At 58.5% G+C, this 20,911-nt stretch carries 8 protein-coding genes; 3 read left to right on the top strand and 5 right to left on the bottom strand.

What is annotated here, in order from left to right; genetic code table 11:
• Positions 1 to 338: 338 nt before the first annotated feature.
• The 3 genes from BLJ79_RS16600 to BLJ79_RS16590 form a co-directional block, all read right to left on the bottom strand.
• A complete protein-coding gene (locus BLJ79_RS16600; protein ID WP_071215880.1) occupies positions 339 to 1,505 on the bottom strand; it encodes an RsiV family protein in 1,167 nt (388 codons plus the stop codon).
• 254 nt (positions 1,506 to 1,759) lie between these two features.
• Positions 1,760 to 2,800, bottom strand: coding sequence for a choice-of-anchor Z repeating domain-containing protein (locus tag BLJ79_RS16595; RefSeq protein ID WP_139194919.1), 1,041 nt, complete (start codon positions 2,798 to 2,800; stop codon positions 1,760 to 1,762).
• A gap of 165 nt (positions 2,801 to 2,965) precedes the next feature.
• Positions 2,966 to 5,188, bottom strand: a complete 2,223-nt coding sequence (locus BLJ79_RS16590; protein ID WP_071215878.1) for an exonuclease domain-containing protein — start codon at positions 5,186 to 5,188, stop codon at positions 2,966 to 2,968.
• Between the two features lie 239 nt (positions 5,189 to 5,427).
• Here BLJ79_RS16590 and BLJ79_RS16585 point away from each other — a divergent pair, with 239 nt between their 5' ends.
• Complete coding sequence (locus tag BLJ79_RS16585; protein WP_071215877.1) at positions 5,428 to 10,278, top strand: DEAD/DEAH box helicase; 4,851 nt, start codon at positions 5,428 to 5,430, stop codon at positions 10,276 to 10,278.
• A gap of 368 nt (positions 10,279 to 10,646) precedes the next feature.
• Positions 10,647 to 11,765 carry a restriction endonuclease gene (locus tag BLJ79_RS16580; protein ID WP_071215876.1) on the top strand — a complete coding sequence of 373 codons (1,119 nt, stop codon included), beginning with the start codon at positions 10,647 to 10,649 and terminating at the stop codon, positions 11,763 to 11,765.
• 1,227 nt (positions 11,766 to 12,992) lie between these two features.
• Here BLJ79_RS16580 and BLJ79_RS23005 read toward each other — a convergent pair.
• Together BLJ79_RS23005 and BLJ79_RS16570 are read right to left on the bottom strand one after the other, a co-directional pair.
• The gene (locus tag BLJ79_RS23005; RefSeq protein ID WP_139194918.1) at positions 12,993 to 17,333 is read right to left on the bottom strand and encodes an nSTAND1 domain-containing NTPase; all 4,341 of its coding nucleotides are present in this window, start codon (positions 17,331 to 17,333) and stop codon (positions 12,993 to 12,995) included.
• A 101-nt stretch (positions 17,334 to 17,434) separates the two neighbouring features.
• The gene (locus BLJ79_RS16570) at positions 17,435 to 18,070 is read right to left on the bottom strand and encodes a recombinase family protein (protein ID WP_071215874.1); all 636 of its coding nucleotides are present in this window, start codon (positions 18,068 to 18,070) and stop codon (positions 17,435 to 17,437) included.
• Positions 18,071 to 18,655: 585 nt separating this feature from the next.
• Between BLJ79_RS16570 and BLJ79_RS16565 the strand changes: the two genes are divergently transcribed.
• Positions 18,656 to 20,884: a polyribonucleotide nucleotidyltransferase gene (locus BLJ79_RS16565; RefSeq protein WP_071215873.1), complete on the top strand. Its 2,229-nt coding sequence runs from the start codon at positions 18,656 to 18,658 to the stop codon at positions 20,882 to 20,884.
• Positions 20,885 to 20,911 lie beyond the last annotated feature (27 nt).

Here is a 20,911-nt window from a genome sequence, read left to right as displayed (position 1 = left end):
TCATTCCGCTGCCAGGTGGCGAAATCCACCCACAACTCAAAGCCCAGGACGGGATACGTGCCCCGGCTGATGGGGTCGACGTGTGGGGCCGGAGGAACCTGGCCTGGATAGCCAATCCAGTAGAGCGGTTTCATGTCAGATGTGCGGTTATCGGCGGTTGGAATGGATCGCCCCAGTAACAAGCCACTCCGTTTGGTGCGCCATGGCTCCAAGATCAGTCCGGATTTCCAAGAATCCCCGTCTGGGCATGCGTGAGTGGTTCGTGACTGCGCCCGGGCACAGCGATGGCCCCGAGGCCGCCGGTGATCGGGCAGCCGCGGGGCCATCAAGGAGTGTGACTATGCTCCGCAGACCACGCGTGCCGAGTACTTGGTGCTTCCAAAGGCGCCCTTGAGCACCTTGAGGTCCGCCGCATTGGCTTCGCGCCAGCCCTTGCCGAATGTGGCTACGTTGAACTTCGGGTTCGCGCCGGTGTCCTTGAGCTTCAGCTTGATCTTCGCATCCTGTCCCCAGTTGTAGCCGACGGTTGCGGTCTTGCCGGAGCGGACGCCATGGAAGCAGGCGCCGTCGCCGACCACGCTGCTTTCAAAGACGGTGACCTTGCGCCCCTGGACCGAGGTGGTGATGGCGGTCCCGTAGTAGTACTTGGTCTTCTTGTCGTAGCGCAACCCATTGACGTAGACACGGTTCTTGACGGTTCCCTTCATGGCCTTGGCGGTCGCCACTTCGCTCCAGGGCAGCAAGACGCTCGGTGCACCGCACGCACCGGCTCCAATCGAGTACTTCTCATAGTGGAACTTGATGCCCTTGGTTGAGAGCGTCCAGGCGGTGGGCCGGGGGATGTAGCCCTGTGAATTCTTGGGCGCCCTCGGGGCTAGGTCGTCGATGCAGGTGTTCTTCGCTGCATGGAAGTTGGTGGCCACCGCGACCTTGGTGGTGATGTCGTCCTGGGCCACGAAGGTGCCAATGCCAACCTTCTTGCCGGTCTTCAAATCCAGGGTGAATGACCGTGCCCCGCTATGGGCGCTGGCTCCGCACATGTACATGTAGCTGGAGAGGCTGACCGACGCGTACCGGCCCTTGTAGATGCCCTTGTCCAGTGGCGTGATCTCGAATTCGGCGGTGTTGCTGCCGCAGCCGCCCTTGCGACCGCTGTTGAAGGTTTTGAGCTCGGCTTTCACCGCGGCCTGGGCGAGCTTGGCAAAGGCCTTGCGGTTCTTGGCCGTGGAGTTCTGCAGGACCGGAAGCCTGACCTTTTGCACCGAGGCGTTGGGCTTCTTGGTCCTCGTGGTCGTGAGCTTGCCGTTGACGATCTTCGGCGCCTTGGCCTTCGCGGCCGCAACGGAGACGTTGAAGTTCTTCGTCGGTGCCACAGGTGCAGCGGCCGCCGGTGCGGCCAGGCCGATTGAGCCCAAGATGAGCGCGCCGGAAGCGAGCGCGGTGATGATCCGTTTGATGGTTCCCCCAGAGGTGTGTGCGAGTGTGATGACGGCAACCCTATACATCTACGGTTTTACTTGGGGTTTTGTGACAGGAGGCCGGCTGAATGGGTCGCAAATCAGCCTGGTGGCATGCGGCGTCCAAAGGCCATTCGCCCGTTTCGTACCCATCGTCCTTGTGGCCGATACCCCGAGAAATCCGCGGGAAGTTCTCTGCGGACCAGACTGGAACTCTCAAGTCGAGGGCCGACCGCGCAATCCCGTTCCATTGCTGCCCAGACCCGCAACACTTTATGCGGCCCTTCCCATCCAGCTGCGAACTAAACCTTGATGCCGTAGGTGCGGATGTAGCCCAGGGAGTTGCTGGCAATTTGGTTGTAGGCATCGCGGGTGGCGGCATACTCCGCGGCCTGGGTGCGATACTGCCGCGCCTTCCCTGCGTCTCCCACTTGTTCCGCGTAGCCGGCCATTTTCTCGAGGTTTTCGTACTGGTCGCCGGCGATGTTGGCCTCGCGTATGGCGTCGGAGTATTCCAGCGCGTAGAGGGCGATCTGCCATTGGTCGTAGGCCTTGGCTTCCCAGGCCTTGGGGGAGGCAATGTAGCCGCGGGCGTTCGCGTAGATCGTTTTGACCTTTGCCGCGGGGGCCCCGTAGCTGATCAGTGACTGGTCGATGCTGCGCAGGAACGTGGTGCGATCGGCATTGGAAAGGTAGGTGAAGTAGGTGATGTTCTTCGTGACGCGGCCGGCTGCCGAGGAGACAACCAGGCGGACGCTTTCTTCCATGTAGCCGCGCGGCACGGTGAGATCCAGCCGGGTCGTCCCGGTCTTCTTGAACTTCGCGGGATACCCATCAACGGTGATGGATGTGACGTCGTGGAAGTTCCGGCCGGTGATCCGCAACGTTGCGGCGCGTCCCACCTCGAAGGTTGTGGTCGAAAGATGCGACACCACGGGCTTGTAGTGGTTGCGTACGGTGAGCGTGGCCTTCTTGGAGGTCACCTTGCCGTTGGTGCCGGTGACGCGGACCCGGTATTGGTTCTTGGAGGCACCCGTTTTGATCTTCTTCAGTGTCAGTGACTTCCCGGTGGCCCCTGAAACATTCTTCCAGGCGGGTGCCTTGGACGTCTTGAGCTGCCACTGGTATTTGAGCTTGTGGCCCTTGGAACTCGCGGAGAACTTCGCCGTTGATCCCTTGACCGCGGTGACGGACCTGGGATGGGTGGTGATCGCGGTTTTGGCGACCGTTTTCTTGGCTGCCGGCAGGGCAACCGACACCGCGGCTTGGGCAGCCGGCACCGCGGTGACACTGCCTCCAAAGAGTAGTGATACGGTGAGTGCGATGGTCGCCAAGCGTTTCATTTTTCCCCCAAAAAAGCGCGTCCTGACTGGACACGATGTCTCCCAGAGTAGTTGATTTGTGGTCGAAGGGCTGGTTCCCGCCACTGCTCGGAAGCCCTCACATCCAGGGTGGAGTTCAGGCGCCCGCGGTGCCGTGGGTTCTTGCCCAGGAGAAGCACCAAGGGGCTAGGGAGATTCCAACGACGCTGCACCAAGGGAATCCTGTGCACGCGTCACTGCCACGTACGCCAGCCGTTGTTCGTCGGCCGCGGCTTTGGCGCCGCCACGTTGCATGGCGAGCTCCACGGCCCCTTCGAAGTCCCGGGAGATCTGCACCGATTCCCATTCCAGGCCCTTGGCCTTGTGGGCGGTGGAAATCACCGGGATACCCGGGGACAAGGGGACGGTCTTGGCGATGGCTTCGGTAAGGAATTTTGTGCCGTGGCCTTCAACCAGGGAAACCCATGTGGTCAGGTCGCTGCGGCCGTTGAGGGTGAATTCACGGACCTCGTTCCAGGAGGAGAAGTTCCGCAAGAGCTGGTGGGTTGCCCGCTGTCCGGCCTGCAAGTGTTCTGCACTTTTGATGAATCCGAGAACTTGGGCATTGTCGAGCTGCAGCGCGACCTGTTTCCCCTGCTTCTGCATTTCCATGAGCTCATACAGGGCGCCCTCGTTGGTCCGGGTGAGGACAGCCGCCGGGTGGGACGTGCTCTGGAGCGTTGAGATCCGGTCGGGGTTTCCCGTCAGGAAGTGCTTGGCGCCCAATGCCGTGAGCCACCTGTTGGCCACTTGGGCTATTTCGGTTCCGAAGCGCCAGGACGTGGTGAGGGGCAGTTCGTGTCGGGTCTTGATGGAGGGCAGTGCGTCGGCTCCGCCGGCGAATCCGTAGATTGCTTGGTTGGAGTCACCGACGAAGACCTTCTTGAGGTGGGTCTGGCGCTTGAGGAGGCCCGTCACCGCGGGGCTGAGGTCCTGTGCCTCGTCGACGAATAGTATCCCGCCGGGGCTGCCGATTTTCGGCTTGGTGAGCAGCCAGGTCTTGAGGTAGTGGTCGTGGCTGATCGGGACGTGGCGGTTGCGCGGGTCGATCACCTGGTCCCAGTACTCCTGGGCGAACAGCAACACCATTTGGCCGGCGTCCTTGCGCAGGGAGACGGGCATGCGTTCGAGGCTTTTGGTGGCGTGCTTGCGCAGAATTTGGGTGCTGTCGCTTTGGCAGAATTGGGCCACGGTTTCCATGGCCATCCGCGCAAGGTCCTGGGGTCCGCATGCTGCGGTGAGGTCTGCGCCGCCCAATCCCTGGATCAGGTTCCGGTCGGTGGTTCCCAGGCGTTGGGCGATCAGCCTGGTGGGTTCAAAACCGAGGTTCAGCCGGTCCAGCAGGGGAGACTGGGCCTGGGCTTTGAGGGTTTGGAAGGCCAGGGAGTGGATGGTCGAGGCGGCGACGTGCTGCCCGAATTTTCCTTGTGCGTCTCGGGCAATGGCCCGGTTGTAGGCCAGGTAGGTGATGGGGGCCGTGGTGGATTGGGCGAGATATTGGAGCGTGGAGGTCTTACCGGTGCCTGCGCCGGCCAGGATCTTGAGGTCGCCTTCGCTGTGGAAGGCATCGTAGATCGCCAGCTGTTCGCGGCTCGGATTCCACGAGGGCCTTCCGTCAAGGCCCTGGGGGTGCGGATACTTGGATTTCTGGCGTCGCTTGGGGGTCGGCTGGGTGCCCGGACTTGGCTGCGTGGTCAGCTTGATGCCCGGACTTGGCTGCGGGGCCAGCTTGATGCCCGGACTTGGCTGCGGGGCCAGCTTGGTGCCTGAACTCGGCTGGGAGGCCGGCTGGGGGCTCTTGCCTCGGGGTTCCATGGCGGATCGAACGAGGTGGACCGCTACCTGGGCGCCGGTTTCGGCATCGGCCAGGGCGCGGTGGGCGGTTTCCTGCTTGATGCCAAAATGGGCGGCGAGGGTGGCGAGCTTGTGGTTGGCGGAATCCTTCACGAGGCGGGTAGCTGCGCGATACGTGCAGATACCCCTGAACGGGGCAGGGGAGAGGCTCGCTGCCAGGAGCTCTTCGGTGAGGAAACGGTTTTCAAAGGACAGATTGTGGGCGACCACGACTCGGTTGCCGATGAAGTCGATGAGTTCGGACAGGACGGCGGCGATGGGTGGCGCTCTTCTGACTTCTGCCTCGGTGATGCCGTGGATGTGTGCACCCCAGTGGACGTATCCGGGGCCAGGGAACACGATCTTGGACAGTTTTTGACTGATCCGTCCGGAGCCATTGAAGCGCACGGCGCCAATCTCGATGATGCGTGCGGATTTGGGCGACAGGCCCGTGGTCTCGATATCCAGGGAGACGAATTCGGTTTTGCCCCTGAGCTCGGAGGCGAGGTTTTCAAGTGCGAGTACTTCACAGAACATGGATCCCCAATTCAATGCCGCTATTCCACTGATCCTAGGGCCACCGTTGAGGGAATATGAATCCTAGGCCACACGGATACGGAAACTGGCGACATGTGGGGGAATCCTGCGAACTCCTGCACCTCTGGTTTACACGGGTCTCGATCGTGGCCGATATGAATCGGGCTGGCCGTCCAACATAAGATCAGAGGTACACCTATACCCGGGTGTTCATTGGTTTCTTTTCTGGGGGTCTTTCCTTGTCCACGACGTTCGACACACTGCTTGGCTCCTACCGCGATCTGGCGGATTCGGAACGGATGAAGGGCAGCTACTTCGAGCAGCTGGTTGCCAGGTACCTGGAAAACGACGGAGTGCAGGCGCTGCAGTACACCAACGTGTGGCTGTGGAAGGACTGGCCCGAGCGCGACGGCAAGAAGGACAACGGCATCGACCTGGTCGCCGAACGCCAGGACGGCGGATTCACCGCCATCCAGTGCAAGTTCTACGCCGAGGGCCACCGCATCCAGAAATCGGACATCGACTCGTTCATCTCCGCCTCCGGCAAGCCGCCCTTCACCCACCGCCTGCTCGTGGACACCACCGCCGCGCAGTGGTCCCCGAACGCGGAGGAAATGCTCGAGGGGCAGCACCTGCCCATCCAGCGCATCGGCCTGACCGACTTCCGCAACTCCAACATCGACTGGTCCACCTATCGACTCACCGACCCCACAACTGCTCCCCGGCTCTTCGACAAGAAGCAGCTGCGCACCCACCAGCACGAAGCGGTCACCAAGACCCTGGCGGGCTTCGAGGAGAACGACCGCGGCAAGCTGATCATGGCGTGCGGCACCGGCAAGACCTTCACCGCCCTGAAGATCGCCGAACGCGTCGCCGAGCGGGAGGGACATGCACGCATCTTGTTCCTGGTCCCCTCCCTGGCGCTGATGTCCCAGTCCCTGAAGGAATGGTCGGACGAAACCTCGATGCCGTTGCATGCCTACGCGGTCTGCTCGGATACCAAGGTGGGTCGGCAGAAGAACTCGGACCTAACGGACGTGGCGATCCACGACCTGCAGATCCCTGCCACCACCGACGGGCATACCCTGCTGGCGGCCATGGGCCAGCGTGAACTGGACGAGGGCATGACGGTGGTGTTCTCCACCTACCAGTCCATCGAGGCCGTCTCCCAAGCCCAGAAGGCCGGGCTTCCGGACTTCGACCTGGTCATCTGCGACGAGGCACACCGCACCACTGGCGCCACCCTGGCCGGAACCGACGAGTCGAACTTCGTCAAGGTGCACTCCAACGCCGTCATCGCCGCCGACAAGCGCCTCTACATGACCGCGACCCCGCGCCTGTTCAACGACGCCACCAAGGACAAGGCCAAGGAACGCGACGCGATCCTCTGCTCCATGGACGACGAGGAACTCTACGGCCCGGTGTTCCACCGGATCGGGTTCGGCGAGGCGGTCACCAAGAAGCTGCTGACCGATTACAAGGTCCTGGTGCTGGGGGTGGATGAGACCCAGGTGGTCTCCAGCTTCCAGGGCCAGCTCGCGGATTCGAACATGGAGCTGCAGATCGATGACGTGGCCAAGCTGATCGGGTGCTGGAACGGGTTGGCCAAGCGCCGCTCGGGCATGCACGAGGCATCCTTCGGCAACGACCTGGCCCCCATGCGCCGGGCCGTGGCCTTCAACCGGGACATCAAGTCCTCCAAGCTCGTCGAATCGGAGTTCCCGGACCTGGTGCGCGTGCACCTGGCCAACCTGGAAAACGAGGATACGACCGATGACCTGAGGGTCCAGGTCAAGCACGTCGATGGCGGGTTCAACGCGATCACCCGTGCCGAACGCCTGGACTGGCTCAAGGAAGAGGTCGACAGCGCGAATCCGGTGTGCCGGATCCTCACCAACGCCCGCTGTCTGACCGAGGGCGTGGATGTTCCCTCGCTGGATGCGGTGTTGTTCCTGAACCCGCGCAACTCCATGGTTGATGTCATCCAGGCCGTGGGTCGGGTCATGCGCATCGCCAAGGACAAGCAATTCGGGTACATCATCCTCCCCATCGCCATCCCCGAGGGCATGTCCACCTCCGAGGCGTTGCGGGACAACGAACGGTACAAGGTCGTGTGGCAGGTCCTGCAGGCGCTGCGCGCCCATGATGAGCGTATGGATGCTGCCATCAACCAGATCGAGCTCAACAGCAAGGCCCCCGAATCCATCCTGGTGGACACCATCGACCTAGTCCCCAAGAAGAAGGCCAAGACCAACGTGGGCGGGAATGCCGGCCACGAGGGAACTGACGGCACAGGGGGAGGGGACACCGACACGACCGAGCCCGGTCCTGTGCAGCCTACTTTCGATTTCCCGGTGGAGGAGTGGAAGGACTCCGTCTATGCGAAGATCGTGGACAAGTGCGGCAACCGCATGTATTGGGCCGACTGGTCCAAGGACATTGCCGACATTGCGAACAAGCACATTGTCCTCATCAACGAACTCCTGGCCGGCGCCAACCCCGCGCACCGCAAGGCGTTCGATGACTTCATTCAGGGTCTTCAGGAGAACTTGAACCCCGAGATCGATGAAGCCCAGGCCGTAGAGATGTTGGCCCAGCACCTGGTGACCAAGCCGGTCTTTGATGCCATGTTCAAGGACTCGAACTTCACCGAACACAACCCCGTCTCCTTGGCCATGCAGAACATCCTCACCCAGCTGGATGAGAACTCGGCCTTCGAAAACGAACGGACCGGCCTGGAAAAGTTCTATGAATCTGTACGCGCTCGAGTCAAATCCATTGATAACGCCGAAGCCAAACAAAAGATCATCCTCGAGCTGTATGACAACTTCTTCCGCAACGCCTTCCCCCGGGTCGCGGACCGACTCGGCATCGTCTTCACCCCCGTCCCCGTGGTCGACTACATCCTGCGCTCCGCCGACGCCGCGCTGCGCCTGGAATTCGGCAAGTCCCTGTCCGACGAGGGGGTCTCCATTCTGGAGCCGTTCGTCGGTACCGGAACCTTCGTCACCAGGTTGCTGCAATCCGGGCTAATTAAGCCCGAGGACTTGCACCGCAAATACACCCAAGAGCTCTTCGCCAACGAAATCGTTTTGCTCAGCTACTACATCGCAGCGATCAACATCGAAACCGTTTACGCCGAAGAAGCCACCAAACACGGTGTTGAACAGGGATATGTCCCCTTCGAGGGGATTGTGCTCACTGATACGTTCCAACTGAACGAGAGCGACGGGCAAGTCCAGTCCAGCGAGTTTTTCCCCGAAAACCATGAACGTGTGAAACGGCAAAAAAACGCTCCGATTAAAGTCATCGTCATGAATCCTCCCTACTCTGCAGGGCAAAGCAGTGCGAACGATGATAATCAAAACCAAAAATACCCGGTCCTCGACGCATCTATCGCTGACACTTATGCGAAGCTTTCCACGGGTACGAACAAGAACAGTCTGTATGACTCCTACATCCGGGGAATCCGTTGGGCCTCCAACCGTATCCAAGGCGACGGTGTGATCGCGTTCGTCTCCAACGGCTCCTTCATTGACGGAAACACCGCAGATGGCATCCGAAAGACCTTCGCCAACGAATTCAGCCGCATCTTCATCTACAACCTCCGCGGCAACCAGCGAACCTCCGGAGAAACCTCACGTAAAGAAGGCGGAAAGGTCTTCGGCAGCGGCTCACGCACGCAGGTGGCCATTGCCATCCTGATCAAGAACACCACCCACAGTGGGTCCGCAGAAGTTCAATACCGCGATATCGGCGACTATCTGACGCGTGAACAGAAGCTCGACGTCCTCAGCATTGAACAATCACTCGAGGGAACCGACTGGGAAACCATCACCCCCAACGATCACGGAGACTGGATTAATCACCGCGATGAAAAGTACGACACTTACCAGCCCATCGGTGACAAAGCAACGAAGGGTAAACCACACACCCCTGGAGTATTCCAAAATTACTCTTCAGGGCTAAAAACAAACCGCGATGCATGGTGCTATAACTACTCACGAACAGCCGTCGAATCGAACATGCGTCGAATGATAGAAAACTACAATTCGGTGCTCGAAGCGGGAAATTCGCACCCCGATCACGACCCTACAAAAGTTAGCTGGAACCGAGCTCTCTTGGCAGACCTGGCCAAGGGCAAAAAACATGAATTCGAAGGATCATCCTTAATTCGTTCCGTCTATCGGCCGTTCACTAAGCAAACGGTCTACTTTAGCCGTGAAATGAATGACATGATCTACCAGCTGCCGAAACTTTTCCCGACACCTAAACATAGAAATTTGGCGTTCGTAACAACTGGTGTCGGAGTGCCTCAGCAACACACGGCGTTAATGGTGGACATACTTCCGGATCTCAATATTTTGACCGCAAACCAGTGTTTCAGCCTCTATAGCTATGAACCAGTGATAGCCGAGGCACAGGGTGGACTGTTTGGCGATAGTGATTCTGACGTTATCGATGGCTACCGTCGCAAAGACAATATTACCGAAGCGACGTTGTCCTCGTATCGGGGCTTCTACGAAGACTCCCAAATTGGCAAAGAAGACATTTTCTTCTACGTATATGGTCTCCTCCACAGTGCAGGGTATAAACAGGAGTACAAGGCAGATCTCGTGAAGATGCTCCCGCGCATCCCGAAGGCCAATGGCTTCTGGGGTTTCAGTACCGCTGGCCGCAAACTGGCTGACTTGCACCTGAACTACGAAACGGTAAATCCGTACCCGCTGGAAGAAATCACGAATGGCTCTGTTGAAGACGAATATGAGCTTTACCGGGTCAAGAAGCTCTCATTTGGTAGCCGTAAAGACCGAAGCAAGATCATCTACAACGGCAATATAACCCTGGCCGGAATCCCTAATGAAGCCTACGAATACCAAGTCAACGGGAAATCAGCGTTGGAGTGGATCATAGACCGATACCAAGTCACCACACACAAGGCCTCACAGATCACCAACGACCCTAACGACTACGCCAAGGAGATTGGGGACCCTCGCTACATCATTGATCTGATCAAGCGGATCGTCAGCGTTTCTGTGGAGACGAACAAGATTGTCGCGGCGCTTCCACCCTTAGACATATCAGAATGAATGGTTCGCGAGTGATGCAATACTGTCGCCAAAAGATTGAAAATGTACTCGGTGCGCTAGTCAATGTGCGGCATGAATTGTTAGAACGAACCAAGTGAGAGATATTTTTCAAGACCACCGATGTATGGTCATCTGTATCGAGAATGGCGATGATAAGACGATAAGTGATGGCTTTTTTCAAGATATTTAGGAAAGCAGAGCGGACGTCCGATGAGGTGCAGGCCCCACGGTCAGACGTCATTCTCGCTCGCAGAGAATCTGCCTTATCTGCGATAGTCCTCCGGTATCCCGGATTAGTCGACAATCCGTCGGTCTATGGAGAGTTTGCTGATCGGGCTTGGCGGGCTACTTTCCAAAGGAACCACGCTTTGAGTGAGAGCGAAGCGCTGGAGAAGGTTCTGGAAATGCTCCATGCCAGAATATTGCTCGTTCAAGGCCAAAATGCTGCGAGCCTGCGATCAGAAGAAGAGTCCGCCCGGAAGAGGGCCGCTGCCGCGTTGAAAAATCAGGAAGCCGAAAAGGCTGCGGTCGAGCGGCGCGCGGAAGAAGGGCGATGGATATCCGATGAGGTGCAGGCCCCACGGTCAGACGTCATTCTCGCTCGCAGAGAATCTGCCTTATCTGCGATAGTCCTCCGGTATCCCGGATTAGTCGACAATCCGTCGGTCTATGGAGAGTTTGCTGATCGGGCTTGGCGGGCTACTTTCCAAAGGAACCACGCTTTGAGTGAGAGCGAAGCGCTGGAGAAGGTTCTGGAAATGCTCCATGCCAGAATATTGCTCGTTCAAGGCCAAAATGCTGCGAGCCTGCGAGCAGAAGAAGAGTCCGCCCGGAAGAGGGCCGCTGCCGCCCTAGAAAAAGTTAAATCTGACAGAATTGCAGCCAAATTGAGGGCTGACGAGGAAAGCCAAGCGATTACCGACGAGCAGAGATGGCTCAATCTTCCGCTTGAGAGATTGAAAGCTCAGAAAGAGGATGCAGAGTGGCGTGCAGGAGCGGCAAAGCGGAAGGTTGCCGCTGCAAAGCGTGAGGCTGCACGAAAGGTCAAGGTAGAAGCTGACCAACAAGCTTATGCAGAGTGGTGTCGAAAGAACAAACCAAAGCAGTTACACATCACGGACTGGGATAAAGCTGAACGAAACGCAGAAATGTGGATGCGTTTCATGGGGTTTGTTGATGCTAGGCAAACAGGTGCTGGTGCAGATGGTGGGATTGATGTTGTAGCAACGGGAGCGGCGGCCCAGGTCAAGCGTGAAGGCTATGATATTGGCCGTCCCGCTCTTCAAGGTTTTAAAGGCGCTGCTTGGGAGTACGAAGTACACCTCTTCTTCTCGTCGTCTGGCTACACGAAACAGGCAGTTGATTTCGCAAATTCAGTCAAGATGGAGCTTTATGTTGTGGGCCCGTACGGTGAGGTTACGGGGGGAAACCAAGCTGCGCTCGACAGGTTGGAACGGGTGACCGAGCCTGTATGGGCTACGCCTTGAGTGGCGATTCTTCGTCAAGTAGATCCCATCGGGCCGGAACCTACCCGCCGAAATACTTTTCCTTCCATCTCTCTGCCGAACCAGGCAGAGGGCACTTGCCGAAAAATCAGGAATAGGTATGCCTCAACGAGACATGAAGAAACGAATGTAGAACGTCAGGTTAGGGTAAATGTATAGACGGGGCCTCGGATAGCAGGTGTGGGTCGATCCGGTAGCGGGCGCGTGGAGACCGGGTAGCGCATTTGGTCGCGCCGAATGAGGACGGCCTTCATGACTCGTCGTACTTGGCTTGGCCGCTTTGCGTCAGAAAGGCCTGCTTTCTCAAACCCCTGCAGGCTCTTCCGCATCCCCAAACATCGTCCATGTCGACAGACATCCACGAAAGCTGTTCAACGGCCGCTGCACGCTGATCGGGCCACGACCGAGGGCTTCGGGTTTCTGCCGTGGTAACCGACGCCGCCGGAGCGCGCTGCTGGGTCGAGGATGCCGCTGACGCGAATTGCTCCGTTACGACAGACATCCTTCAAGGTGCCCCCGCCAGCGTCGATGTGTTCTCATGCCCCAAATCCTTGCCACCACGGCAACCGTGGACCGGCTGCTGCTCCAGGGCTGCCAGGCCAGTGGCGAATCGCCTGGCTGCCCCGACACTGACAGGAATTGACGTGGTACTACTGCGCTAAATCACCGGTCCCAAATGGCCAGCCTACAAACCCGTATTTGCAGGAACATCTCACGGACGCGATTCCGTGTGCGGCGAGGCCATCGCAGAATCCACCCCACCCCGTCGTCTCTAATGCCGGCGAACACATCCAGCTCGAGGGGTCCAGCATGGACCGCCGCACCCACATCGGAAGGCAGGGTGGCGCAACCACCCATAACAAAAGCAGCGGCGTGGGACCGGGCGCTACCGGGTCCCACAGCTGCTACCCGATCGACCCACACGTACTACCGAAAGCCTCTGCTAAACAGGGTAAAAGCTTGTTCTTTGCTGACGCTTTTATTGCACACTCTTGGAAGCTAACTGGACATAGCTACGTTGGCAGAAACCTGTAGTCTCCCGGTAATCATGCCTCTCGCACAACGACGGTCTGATTTCCGGGGCGATTCAAAAGCCGATTCCGGCGTTTTAGAGGACGACAACGCTACAGAACATCTAAATGGTGCAGTTCTTGCTGGGCACACTAGCGGTTTGGAAAGATGAGTAGCTCGCGGCAGCTGTAGGTATGCTTACATTCTCTCCTGGTCTAGAGCTCCTTCTAATCCGTACGCCTCTGTCTCGGTCAATCGGTCTATGACGTCAAGGCATCGACTGCGGAGCTCCGCGTTGCCTTGCTTGTAGAGTCTCAAGACAGTTGCAATTAGGTGCGTGCTCATCAGCGCGTCGGACGTCCTGATATCTCCCAACGCCAGATCTTGTGTGTCCACGCACCGTTCACAGGCAACGATGGTTGACGGAGGCAAGACAAAGGTTGCCCTGTCTAGCGATGCAAACAAATTCTCCATATTCTTCGCGAAGGCGAGACTGCTGATGAACTCCTGTATCAGGTTTTCGGCCGCGGCTGGTTCGAGTTCGTGAGTGTGCCGAAGAGCCCGTGCTGCGGTGTCATGAACTTCGCTGTCACAGTCGTTGAGGAGATATGCCAATACCTCTGGTGCGACTCCAGGGGAGTTCGCCAGCACTTTCGCGACACCCGCGCGGGCATCTGAATTCAGCTCAGATATGACTCTGGGAGCGGGGTCTTCAAGAGCCCCATTAATGTAAGCAACGATCCATGGATATCCGGCCCGTTTCGCTCCGGGTCCATCTGTCTGGAGTGCTCGTGCCAGATGGGACGAGAAAATCCGGGGTGCCCTTAGGCACGCATGCTTCAGCAATTCAGCGGTTTCGCGGGAATCGAAGATATCCAGGGTGGCGCCTGAGAACATTTCATTAGCAATTTCTAAAGCCGGATCGGGATGTGTGTTCAGTAAAGCGAGAATGGCTTCCGCAGTTCGAACCCGCACGGCCATTATTGGATCGACCGACAGCTTTCGTACTAATTTCAAGATCCGATCGGAGCGCTCCGGCTGCGCGAAAATGATGCTCGTTGCGGCGTTGGCGACCGCGCCGCGGGTGCAGTTCAGCCCGGCCATGGACAAGTCTCCCCCGTAATAGGGTTCTTCGCCCTCAGCTCGAGTTCGCGCTTGCTCTTCTGCAGGATCATCATCCGATGCACAAGATATGAGGAGCTCGATGAGCTCCTCAGTAGCGTCGCCCGCAACTTCTCGGATTGCCCAGCAGATTTCGCGACCCAGGTCTTGCCCGGCCAGTTCTCGGCCGTGGACACACAAATCTGCTAGAAGAGTCACCGGAATTCTGCCTGCAACGGCGCGGATAATGGATCCCACGTGGGCCGCGTAGGTTCGGTCGTCCAGGGCCAATCCGATTCGCACGAATCGTTCTGGTTCAGCTGTTGCACACTGGCCGAGTAAAGATGACAATTCCCGTAGGCCTCCCCGTGGGCCGTGCTCATGAGACCACTCAACTTTGTCGCTGTCGTGAGTCCTAATCGCTTCCATCCACTGCGCATCGCTCATGTGTTTGACCGCCTCTTGGGGGATCGGCGCCCCTACTGATCCGGACGTCACGCCCTGCGGCGCTTCTAGCGAGTTGTACCCGAATTTGCGTTCAAGTTCCTGGATCCGGCCAATGACGGTGGAGCTACGGCGCTCCGGGACGATGCCCGTAAGGAGCTCAAGCTGAGCGCGTCCGAATGATTTCCGTCCCCACGTGCTTCTTTCGTAAGAGGGGTAGTACTCGAGGAGGATGCGGCTGATGGCCTCAAGCAGGTCGGAGGCGCATGTCGCGGTAGCTGCGATCAGCAGGTCACGGGTCGCCCATCGTGGTCCGGATGCATAGCCCAATTCGAGGTTTCTCTGGTCTGAGACCAGCCACCGGATGGCGTCGTCCGCTAGGGGGTAGGAAGTCAGAGCCCGACATGCCAGGAACCTGATTTCTTCGAAATCGCTTGTCATCAGTGGATATAAGAGTTCAAGCAGATCAGCCGCATTTTGATCGTTGAGGGATTGGAGAGCTGTCTCCACACCAAAGAATAGGACTTTGTCTATGCCATGAGGTTCCCCCGGCCACCGATAGCGCCAGCATGATCCAGAGCGGAACTCATCACTGGCAGCCTGATCTGCAGTGTCTTCTGATACACGGATAATGAATGGTAGTACTTCGTCAATGAACCTTTCGGGCGCGCCGGATGCGATGTTCAGGATGGCTTTTTCTCCGCCAGAAGAAGAATAGCTGGGTAGATGTTCACTCTCGAACGGGTTAGCGAAGCCGTCCTTTGAAGATAGGACAAGCACGCGGCGAAGATAGGTACCCGTCACAGTGGCAGCATCAGCAGGTGACTCCTTGGACATCGTGTAGAGGACGGACCAGAAATCACTGTTTACAGCTATTGGGCCACGCAAGCCGTCAGAGTGTCCTCCCTCCAGGATTTCAACAGCCAAAGGAACGAGTCCGGGACGTAGAGACCAGCTGAGAAGGGAAGAACATACAGAATGCCAAAACGCTGATTCACCCAGATGGGGTCGCACTAGTTGTGACACTCTCTCTGGTCTCGTTCTGGCCGCGGAAATGAGTTGATTAGCGACCCTCTTGGCGCTGGTCTCGTCTGCTAGCATCACTTCCCAATCGCCGGTCGCATCGGCGGCGTCGAACCACGATGGGAGTGCCAGAAGCGCCAGCAAATGTTGGGACTTCCAGGAGGTGCCAAGTGCGGTTGAGTTGAGTGATTTCCAGTCGTCTGGGTTCGCCTCTAGTTGACCTAGCAATGTGATTGGGATTTTCAGTAGATGTGAACGAACAGACTCGTCCGAAAACAGGCGGATCACTGTCTTGCGAAACTCAGCTCGATCAGTTCGAGCAAGATACTCAAGGACTTGCCTGGTTTGTGCGCGTCGGAACAAAGCTTGTCCTGATTCCACTAGAAAGGCTATAAGATCGCGGTCCTCGGCTACAAAGGACTCTGCAAACAAGTAGTCAAAGTATGTTTCATGGAAAAAAGAAACTGACGAGTTTTCCTTGAACAGCACGCCTGCCGAAAATAATGCATCCACTTCAGCCGGATCAGCGGAACGCAAAATTGATGCTGGCGCTGTAAGCACTTCTTTCCTACTCATAAAAGCGATCAGTGGCCCAGTGATAGATAACCAGTTCAGGGAACCGACGCGAGATCGCAAGTTACGGATGGTTTGATTCGTGAAGTGTTCGTACAGATCGGGCAGGCTTGTATAAGAAGCCGTTGGGCTCGTGTGATCGAGTTGGCTGAAGATCGCATAGTGGAGTGGCACTTCCAGTAGCTTCAGGGTTGCGGGGTCCACGGATCGCGGACTGACACCGGATCGTTCCAAGGCTTGAGCAAGCTGTGCAGGGGTGTAGGGGCCGATTTCCAATTCGCCTACGCGTTCCGTGTCCGCGCGGAGTTGTCTCAGGCGGGGATCAAAGTCGAGATCAACAGTGCGGACGACAAGGACCAGCCTCAAGTTAGGATTTGCGGCTGCCTCCGCAAGGACATCGCTGACTGAATCATAGTTATCCTGCATCCGGCCGCTGTAGGCGGCAACTGCATCCAACTGGTCAATGAAAAGAGCAGCTGGTAGTCCATCGGAAACGCCAGATAAGAGAACAGCCGGGGAAGCAGATAGATTTTCAGAATTTCCCAGCGCAGCGGATGTATGAACGCTCGTCGAGGTCTTATCCATGCGTAGGACGGCACAGAACCAACCCATCATGGAGAGCCGGCTGAGTACCGATTCAGTGAGAGTTGATTTACCGGATCCAGCAGCTCCATGGAGTAGCAAGATTTGCTGACCAGTCGATTCTGCTGAAACGAGCCACTGGATCACAGCGTCGACACGGGATTGGTCGAGCAAGGCAAACTTGGGCTTGAATGGTGCCAGCCGTGTTGTATGTCTTTCCACTGTTCGCCGGAGAGCAGCTAGAGTTCCTTGGTCTCCAACTAGGTATCGACGACTGAAACCACGCTCGGCCATGTATGCCCATACTTCGGGGCCAGTCAGGGTCTGGTGGAGCCGCGTAGTCAACCAGCCGGATAGTTCATTCATGACGACCTCGGGGTCGTCACTGAAAAGTTGCTGATACTTAGACCGGACCAAGGGCACTAGATCATGCTCTGTGTGCAGCCCAACGGTAATGCGTTGAAGGTGGCTCCATGTGGATTCTTCAGAAATGTCCCAGTGAGCAGCTAGGTCAGCAAAGTGTGGTTTGGATTTATCTGAGAGATTCGCGCGAAACTCTCCTAGGTTCTCGGCAGTGAGCGAACGCGCTACTAAGTCCGCCAAATCAGGAGCGGGCGTAGACAGCACTAGGCGAACTCTGTGCCCGTTCTCTAAATGTCCTAGAATTCGAGAAAGGACCTTGCGTTCCTTCAAAGTTCCGATCGTCCAGGTCCTTGTGGAAGGCACAAATTTGACCTGTTCGCATGATCGGACGCCGTTCTCCTCGATCCAGAACTCGATTCCTTCGCCTTCATCACCGGGGGGTTCGATGCGCATCCGTGAAGCGTTTCCACGCAGCAAGGATTCTAATCTGTTGAGCGTCCACCAAGTTTCGAATTGGTTGCCAAGTTTGTCCGCAGCTCCGCCTGGTAGAGCGGTCACCTTGTTGGCTCCAAGAGATGATCGTTTCCGCGGCCTTGCATCAGATTCTTGTCTGATTCGGATGTGCTTCTTTGTATGATGCGGTAAACCGTGCTGCGGGCGACGCCGAAGAGTTCGGCGATCTCCGCGCTGGTGTGCCTGCCGCCATGGTGGAGGGCGACGAGGTGTTTTTCCTGGGCGGGGGAGAGCTTGGGTTGCTTGCCGCGGAGCCTGCCCTTGGCCTTGGCGATCTGCATGCCTTCGCGGGTGCGGGCGCGGATGAGGTCGGATTCGAATTCGGCGACCATGGCCAGCACGTTGAACAGCAGCCGACCCACGGGGTCGGTGGGGTCGTGGACGTTCCCGCCGAGGCTGAGCTTGATGTTGCGCTTGGTGAGGTCCTCGACGATGTCTCGGGCGTCGGGCAGAGAGCGGGCCAAGCGGTCGAGCTTGGTGACCACCAGGGTGTCCCCGGACCGGCACGCGGCCAGGGCCTGGTTCAGCCCGGGGCGTTCCCGGTTCCGGCCGGTCAGCCCATGGTCGACATAGACCAAATCGTCGGGCACACCGAGGGATTTCAGCCCGGCTTGTTGGGAGGCGAGGTCTTGTTGGTTGGTGGAGACGCGGGCGTACCCGACCAGGTGTGGTGACATGGCTTCAGTGTAGCGTTTAGGCCACCGTCACCGGGCTTTATTGCGGGCGGGCTATACGCGAATCCGGTTTCCTTGAGTTTTCACTGTTTTTGAGGGCGGGATTTTTTGGGTCCGGGGTGTCGCGGTGGGGGATCGTTCACTGCGACACGAAAGGTAGTATTCAGGCGTACCTCCACGAGCACCGAAGAAAATACTCCTAGGGGCTCCTTCCTCGACCTGGGGTATGGCGCTTGGAATGAACTGATTCTGAGCGGGTCAGATGCGTCATGGGGTAGTGCCGGTGACGTGACTCAGCTCCCAGTCGGTTCCGACAAACCCGGAGCTCGCGCCGTCACTGCGCCGAATCCTTAAACCCGGTAGGCTGGTGCATGTATGGTTTGCAATTTCGCATGACCAGCACAGAAACAAGACGAAATATCCGCGCACCTCGCGCACTGGACCCACCGGAAGACAATTGCGGTCCTCGGTAGTGGCTTTCGCTCTCCAATATTTGAAGAGCGCGAGTCTCGATCGAAGACCAAGTTGCACCGAATGTGTGGCCTGTTCGCAGTGTGCTGCGGATATTGATCGAAAGGACACGCCCCAATGGAGGGTCCCGAAATTCAGTTCGCAGAGGCCGTGATCGACAACGGTCGATACGGCAAGCGCGTTATCCGCTTCGAAACCGGCCGTCTGGCCCAGCAGGCTGCAGGTGCAGCCATGGTCTACATCGACGAAGAGACCGCACTGCTCTCGGCAACCACTGCCGGCAAGCACCCGCGTGAAGGCTTCGACTTCTTCCCGCTGACCGTGGACGTCGAAGAGCGCATGTACGCTGCCGGCCGCATCCCGGGCAGCTTCTTCCGCCGCGAAGGTCGCCCGTCGACCGAAGCCATCCTGGCTTGCCGCCTGATGGACCGCCCGCTGCGCCCGACCTTCGTCAAGGGCCTGCGCAACGAGGTCCAGATCGTGGTCACCGTTTTGGCGATCAACCCGGACGAGCTCTACGACGTGGTGGCCATCAACGCCTCCTCGATGTCGACCCAGCTCTCGGGCCTACCGTTCTCCGGCCCGATCGGCGGCGTCCGCGTTGCCCTGGTCGACGACGGAAACGGTGCCCAGTGGGTTGCCTTCCCGAAGCACAGCCAGCTGGAAAACTCCGTCTTCAACATGGTCGTTGCCGGCCGCATCGCTGGCGACGACGTCGCCATCATGATGGTTGAAGCCGAAGCAACCGACAACGCCTGGACCCTCATCAAGGAACAGGGCCACACGGCCCCGACCGAAGAGGTTGTCGCCCAGGGCCTTGAGGCTGCAAAGCCGTTCATCAAGGCACTGTGCGAGGCACAGTCGGACCTGGCAGCTCGCGCCGCCAAGCCGACCGTCGAGTTCCCGATCTTCCGCGACTTCGAAGACGATGCCTACGCAGCAGTCGAAGCCAAGGCAACCGCCAAGCTCGCCAAGATCTACCAGATCGCCGGCAAGCAGGAGCGCGACACCGCAGCCTCGACCTTCAAGGACGAGATCGTTGCCGAGCTCACCGCAGAGGGAACCGCCTTCGAGACCCGCACAGGCGAGGTCTCCAAGGCCTTCGGTGCGGTCACCAAGCAGGTCGTGCGCCAGCGCATCCTGACCGACCAGATCCGCATGGACGGCCGCGGCCTGTCCGACATCCGCAAGCTCACCGCCGAGGTCGAGGTTCTTCCCCGCGTCCACGGTTCGGCGATCTTCGAGCGTGGCGAAACCCAGATCATGGGCGTCACCACCTTGAACATGCTCAAGATGGAACAGCAGATCGACTCGTTGTCGCCGGTGACGCGCAAGCGCTTCATGCACAACTACAACTTCCCGCCGTACTCGACCGGTGAAACCGGCCGCGTGGGTTCCCCCAAGCGCCGCGAAATCGGCCACGGTGCCCTGGCAGAACGCGCCATCCAGCCGGTGCTGCCGTCGCGCGAGGAATTCCCGTACGCCATCCGCCAGGTCTCCGAGGCATTGAGCTCCAACGGCTCGACCTCGATGGGCTCGGTCTGTGCCGCGACCCTGTCGCTGCTCAACGCCGGTGTCCCGCTGCGCGCTGCCGTTGCCGGCATCGCCATGGGCCTGGTCTCCGACGAAGTTGACGGCCAGACCCGCTACGCGGCCCTGACCGACATCCTCGGCGCCGAAGACGCCATGGGCGACATGGACTTCAAGGTTGCAGGTACCTCCGAGTTCATCACCGCCATCCAGCTTGACACCAAGCTTGACGGCATCCCGGCATCGGTCCTGGCAGCTGCGCTGACCCAGGCCCGCGAAGCCCGTCTGCACATCCTCAATGTCCTGAACCAGGCCATTGACACCCCGGACGAGCTCTCCACCTACGCTCCGCGCATCATCTCGGTGAAGATCCCGGTTGACAAGATCGGCGAGGTCATCGGCCCGAAGGGCAAGATGATCAACCAGATCCAGGAAGATACCGGAGCGGATATCTCCATCGAGGACGACGGAACAGTCCTCATCGGCGCCACCAACGGGGAATCGGCAGAAGCCGCACGCTCCGCTGTGAACGCCATCGCCAACCCTCAGGTTCCTGAGATTGGCGAGCGCTACCTCGGCACCGTCGTCAAGCTGACCACCTTCGGTGCGTTCATCTCGTTGACCCCGGGCAAGGACGGCCTGCTGCACATCTCCGAGCTGCGCAAGCTCGCCGGTGGCAAGCGCGTCGACGACGTCGAAGACGTTGTCTCCGTTGGCCAGAAGCTTCAGGTCGAAATCACCAAGGTCGACGATCGCGGAAAGCTCTCGCTTGCCCCGGTCGTAGCCGAGGACGACCTCGTCGAGGCTGCTGAGTAATCAGTTCCTAGTCTTCTAGGACAAGAA

It is taken from the genome of Arthrobacter sp. UCD-GKA, assembly GCF_001863355.1.
Classification (GTDB): Bacteria; Actinomycetota; Actinomycetes; order Actinomycetales; family Micrococcaceae; genus Paeniglutamicibacter.
The sequence above is the reverse complement of the archived record's forward strand: the minus strand, read 5'-3'. Positions and strand labels throughout refer to the sequence as shown.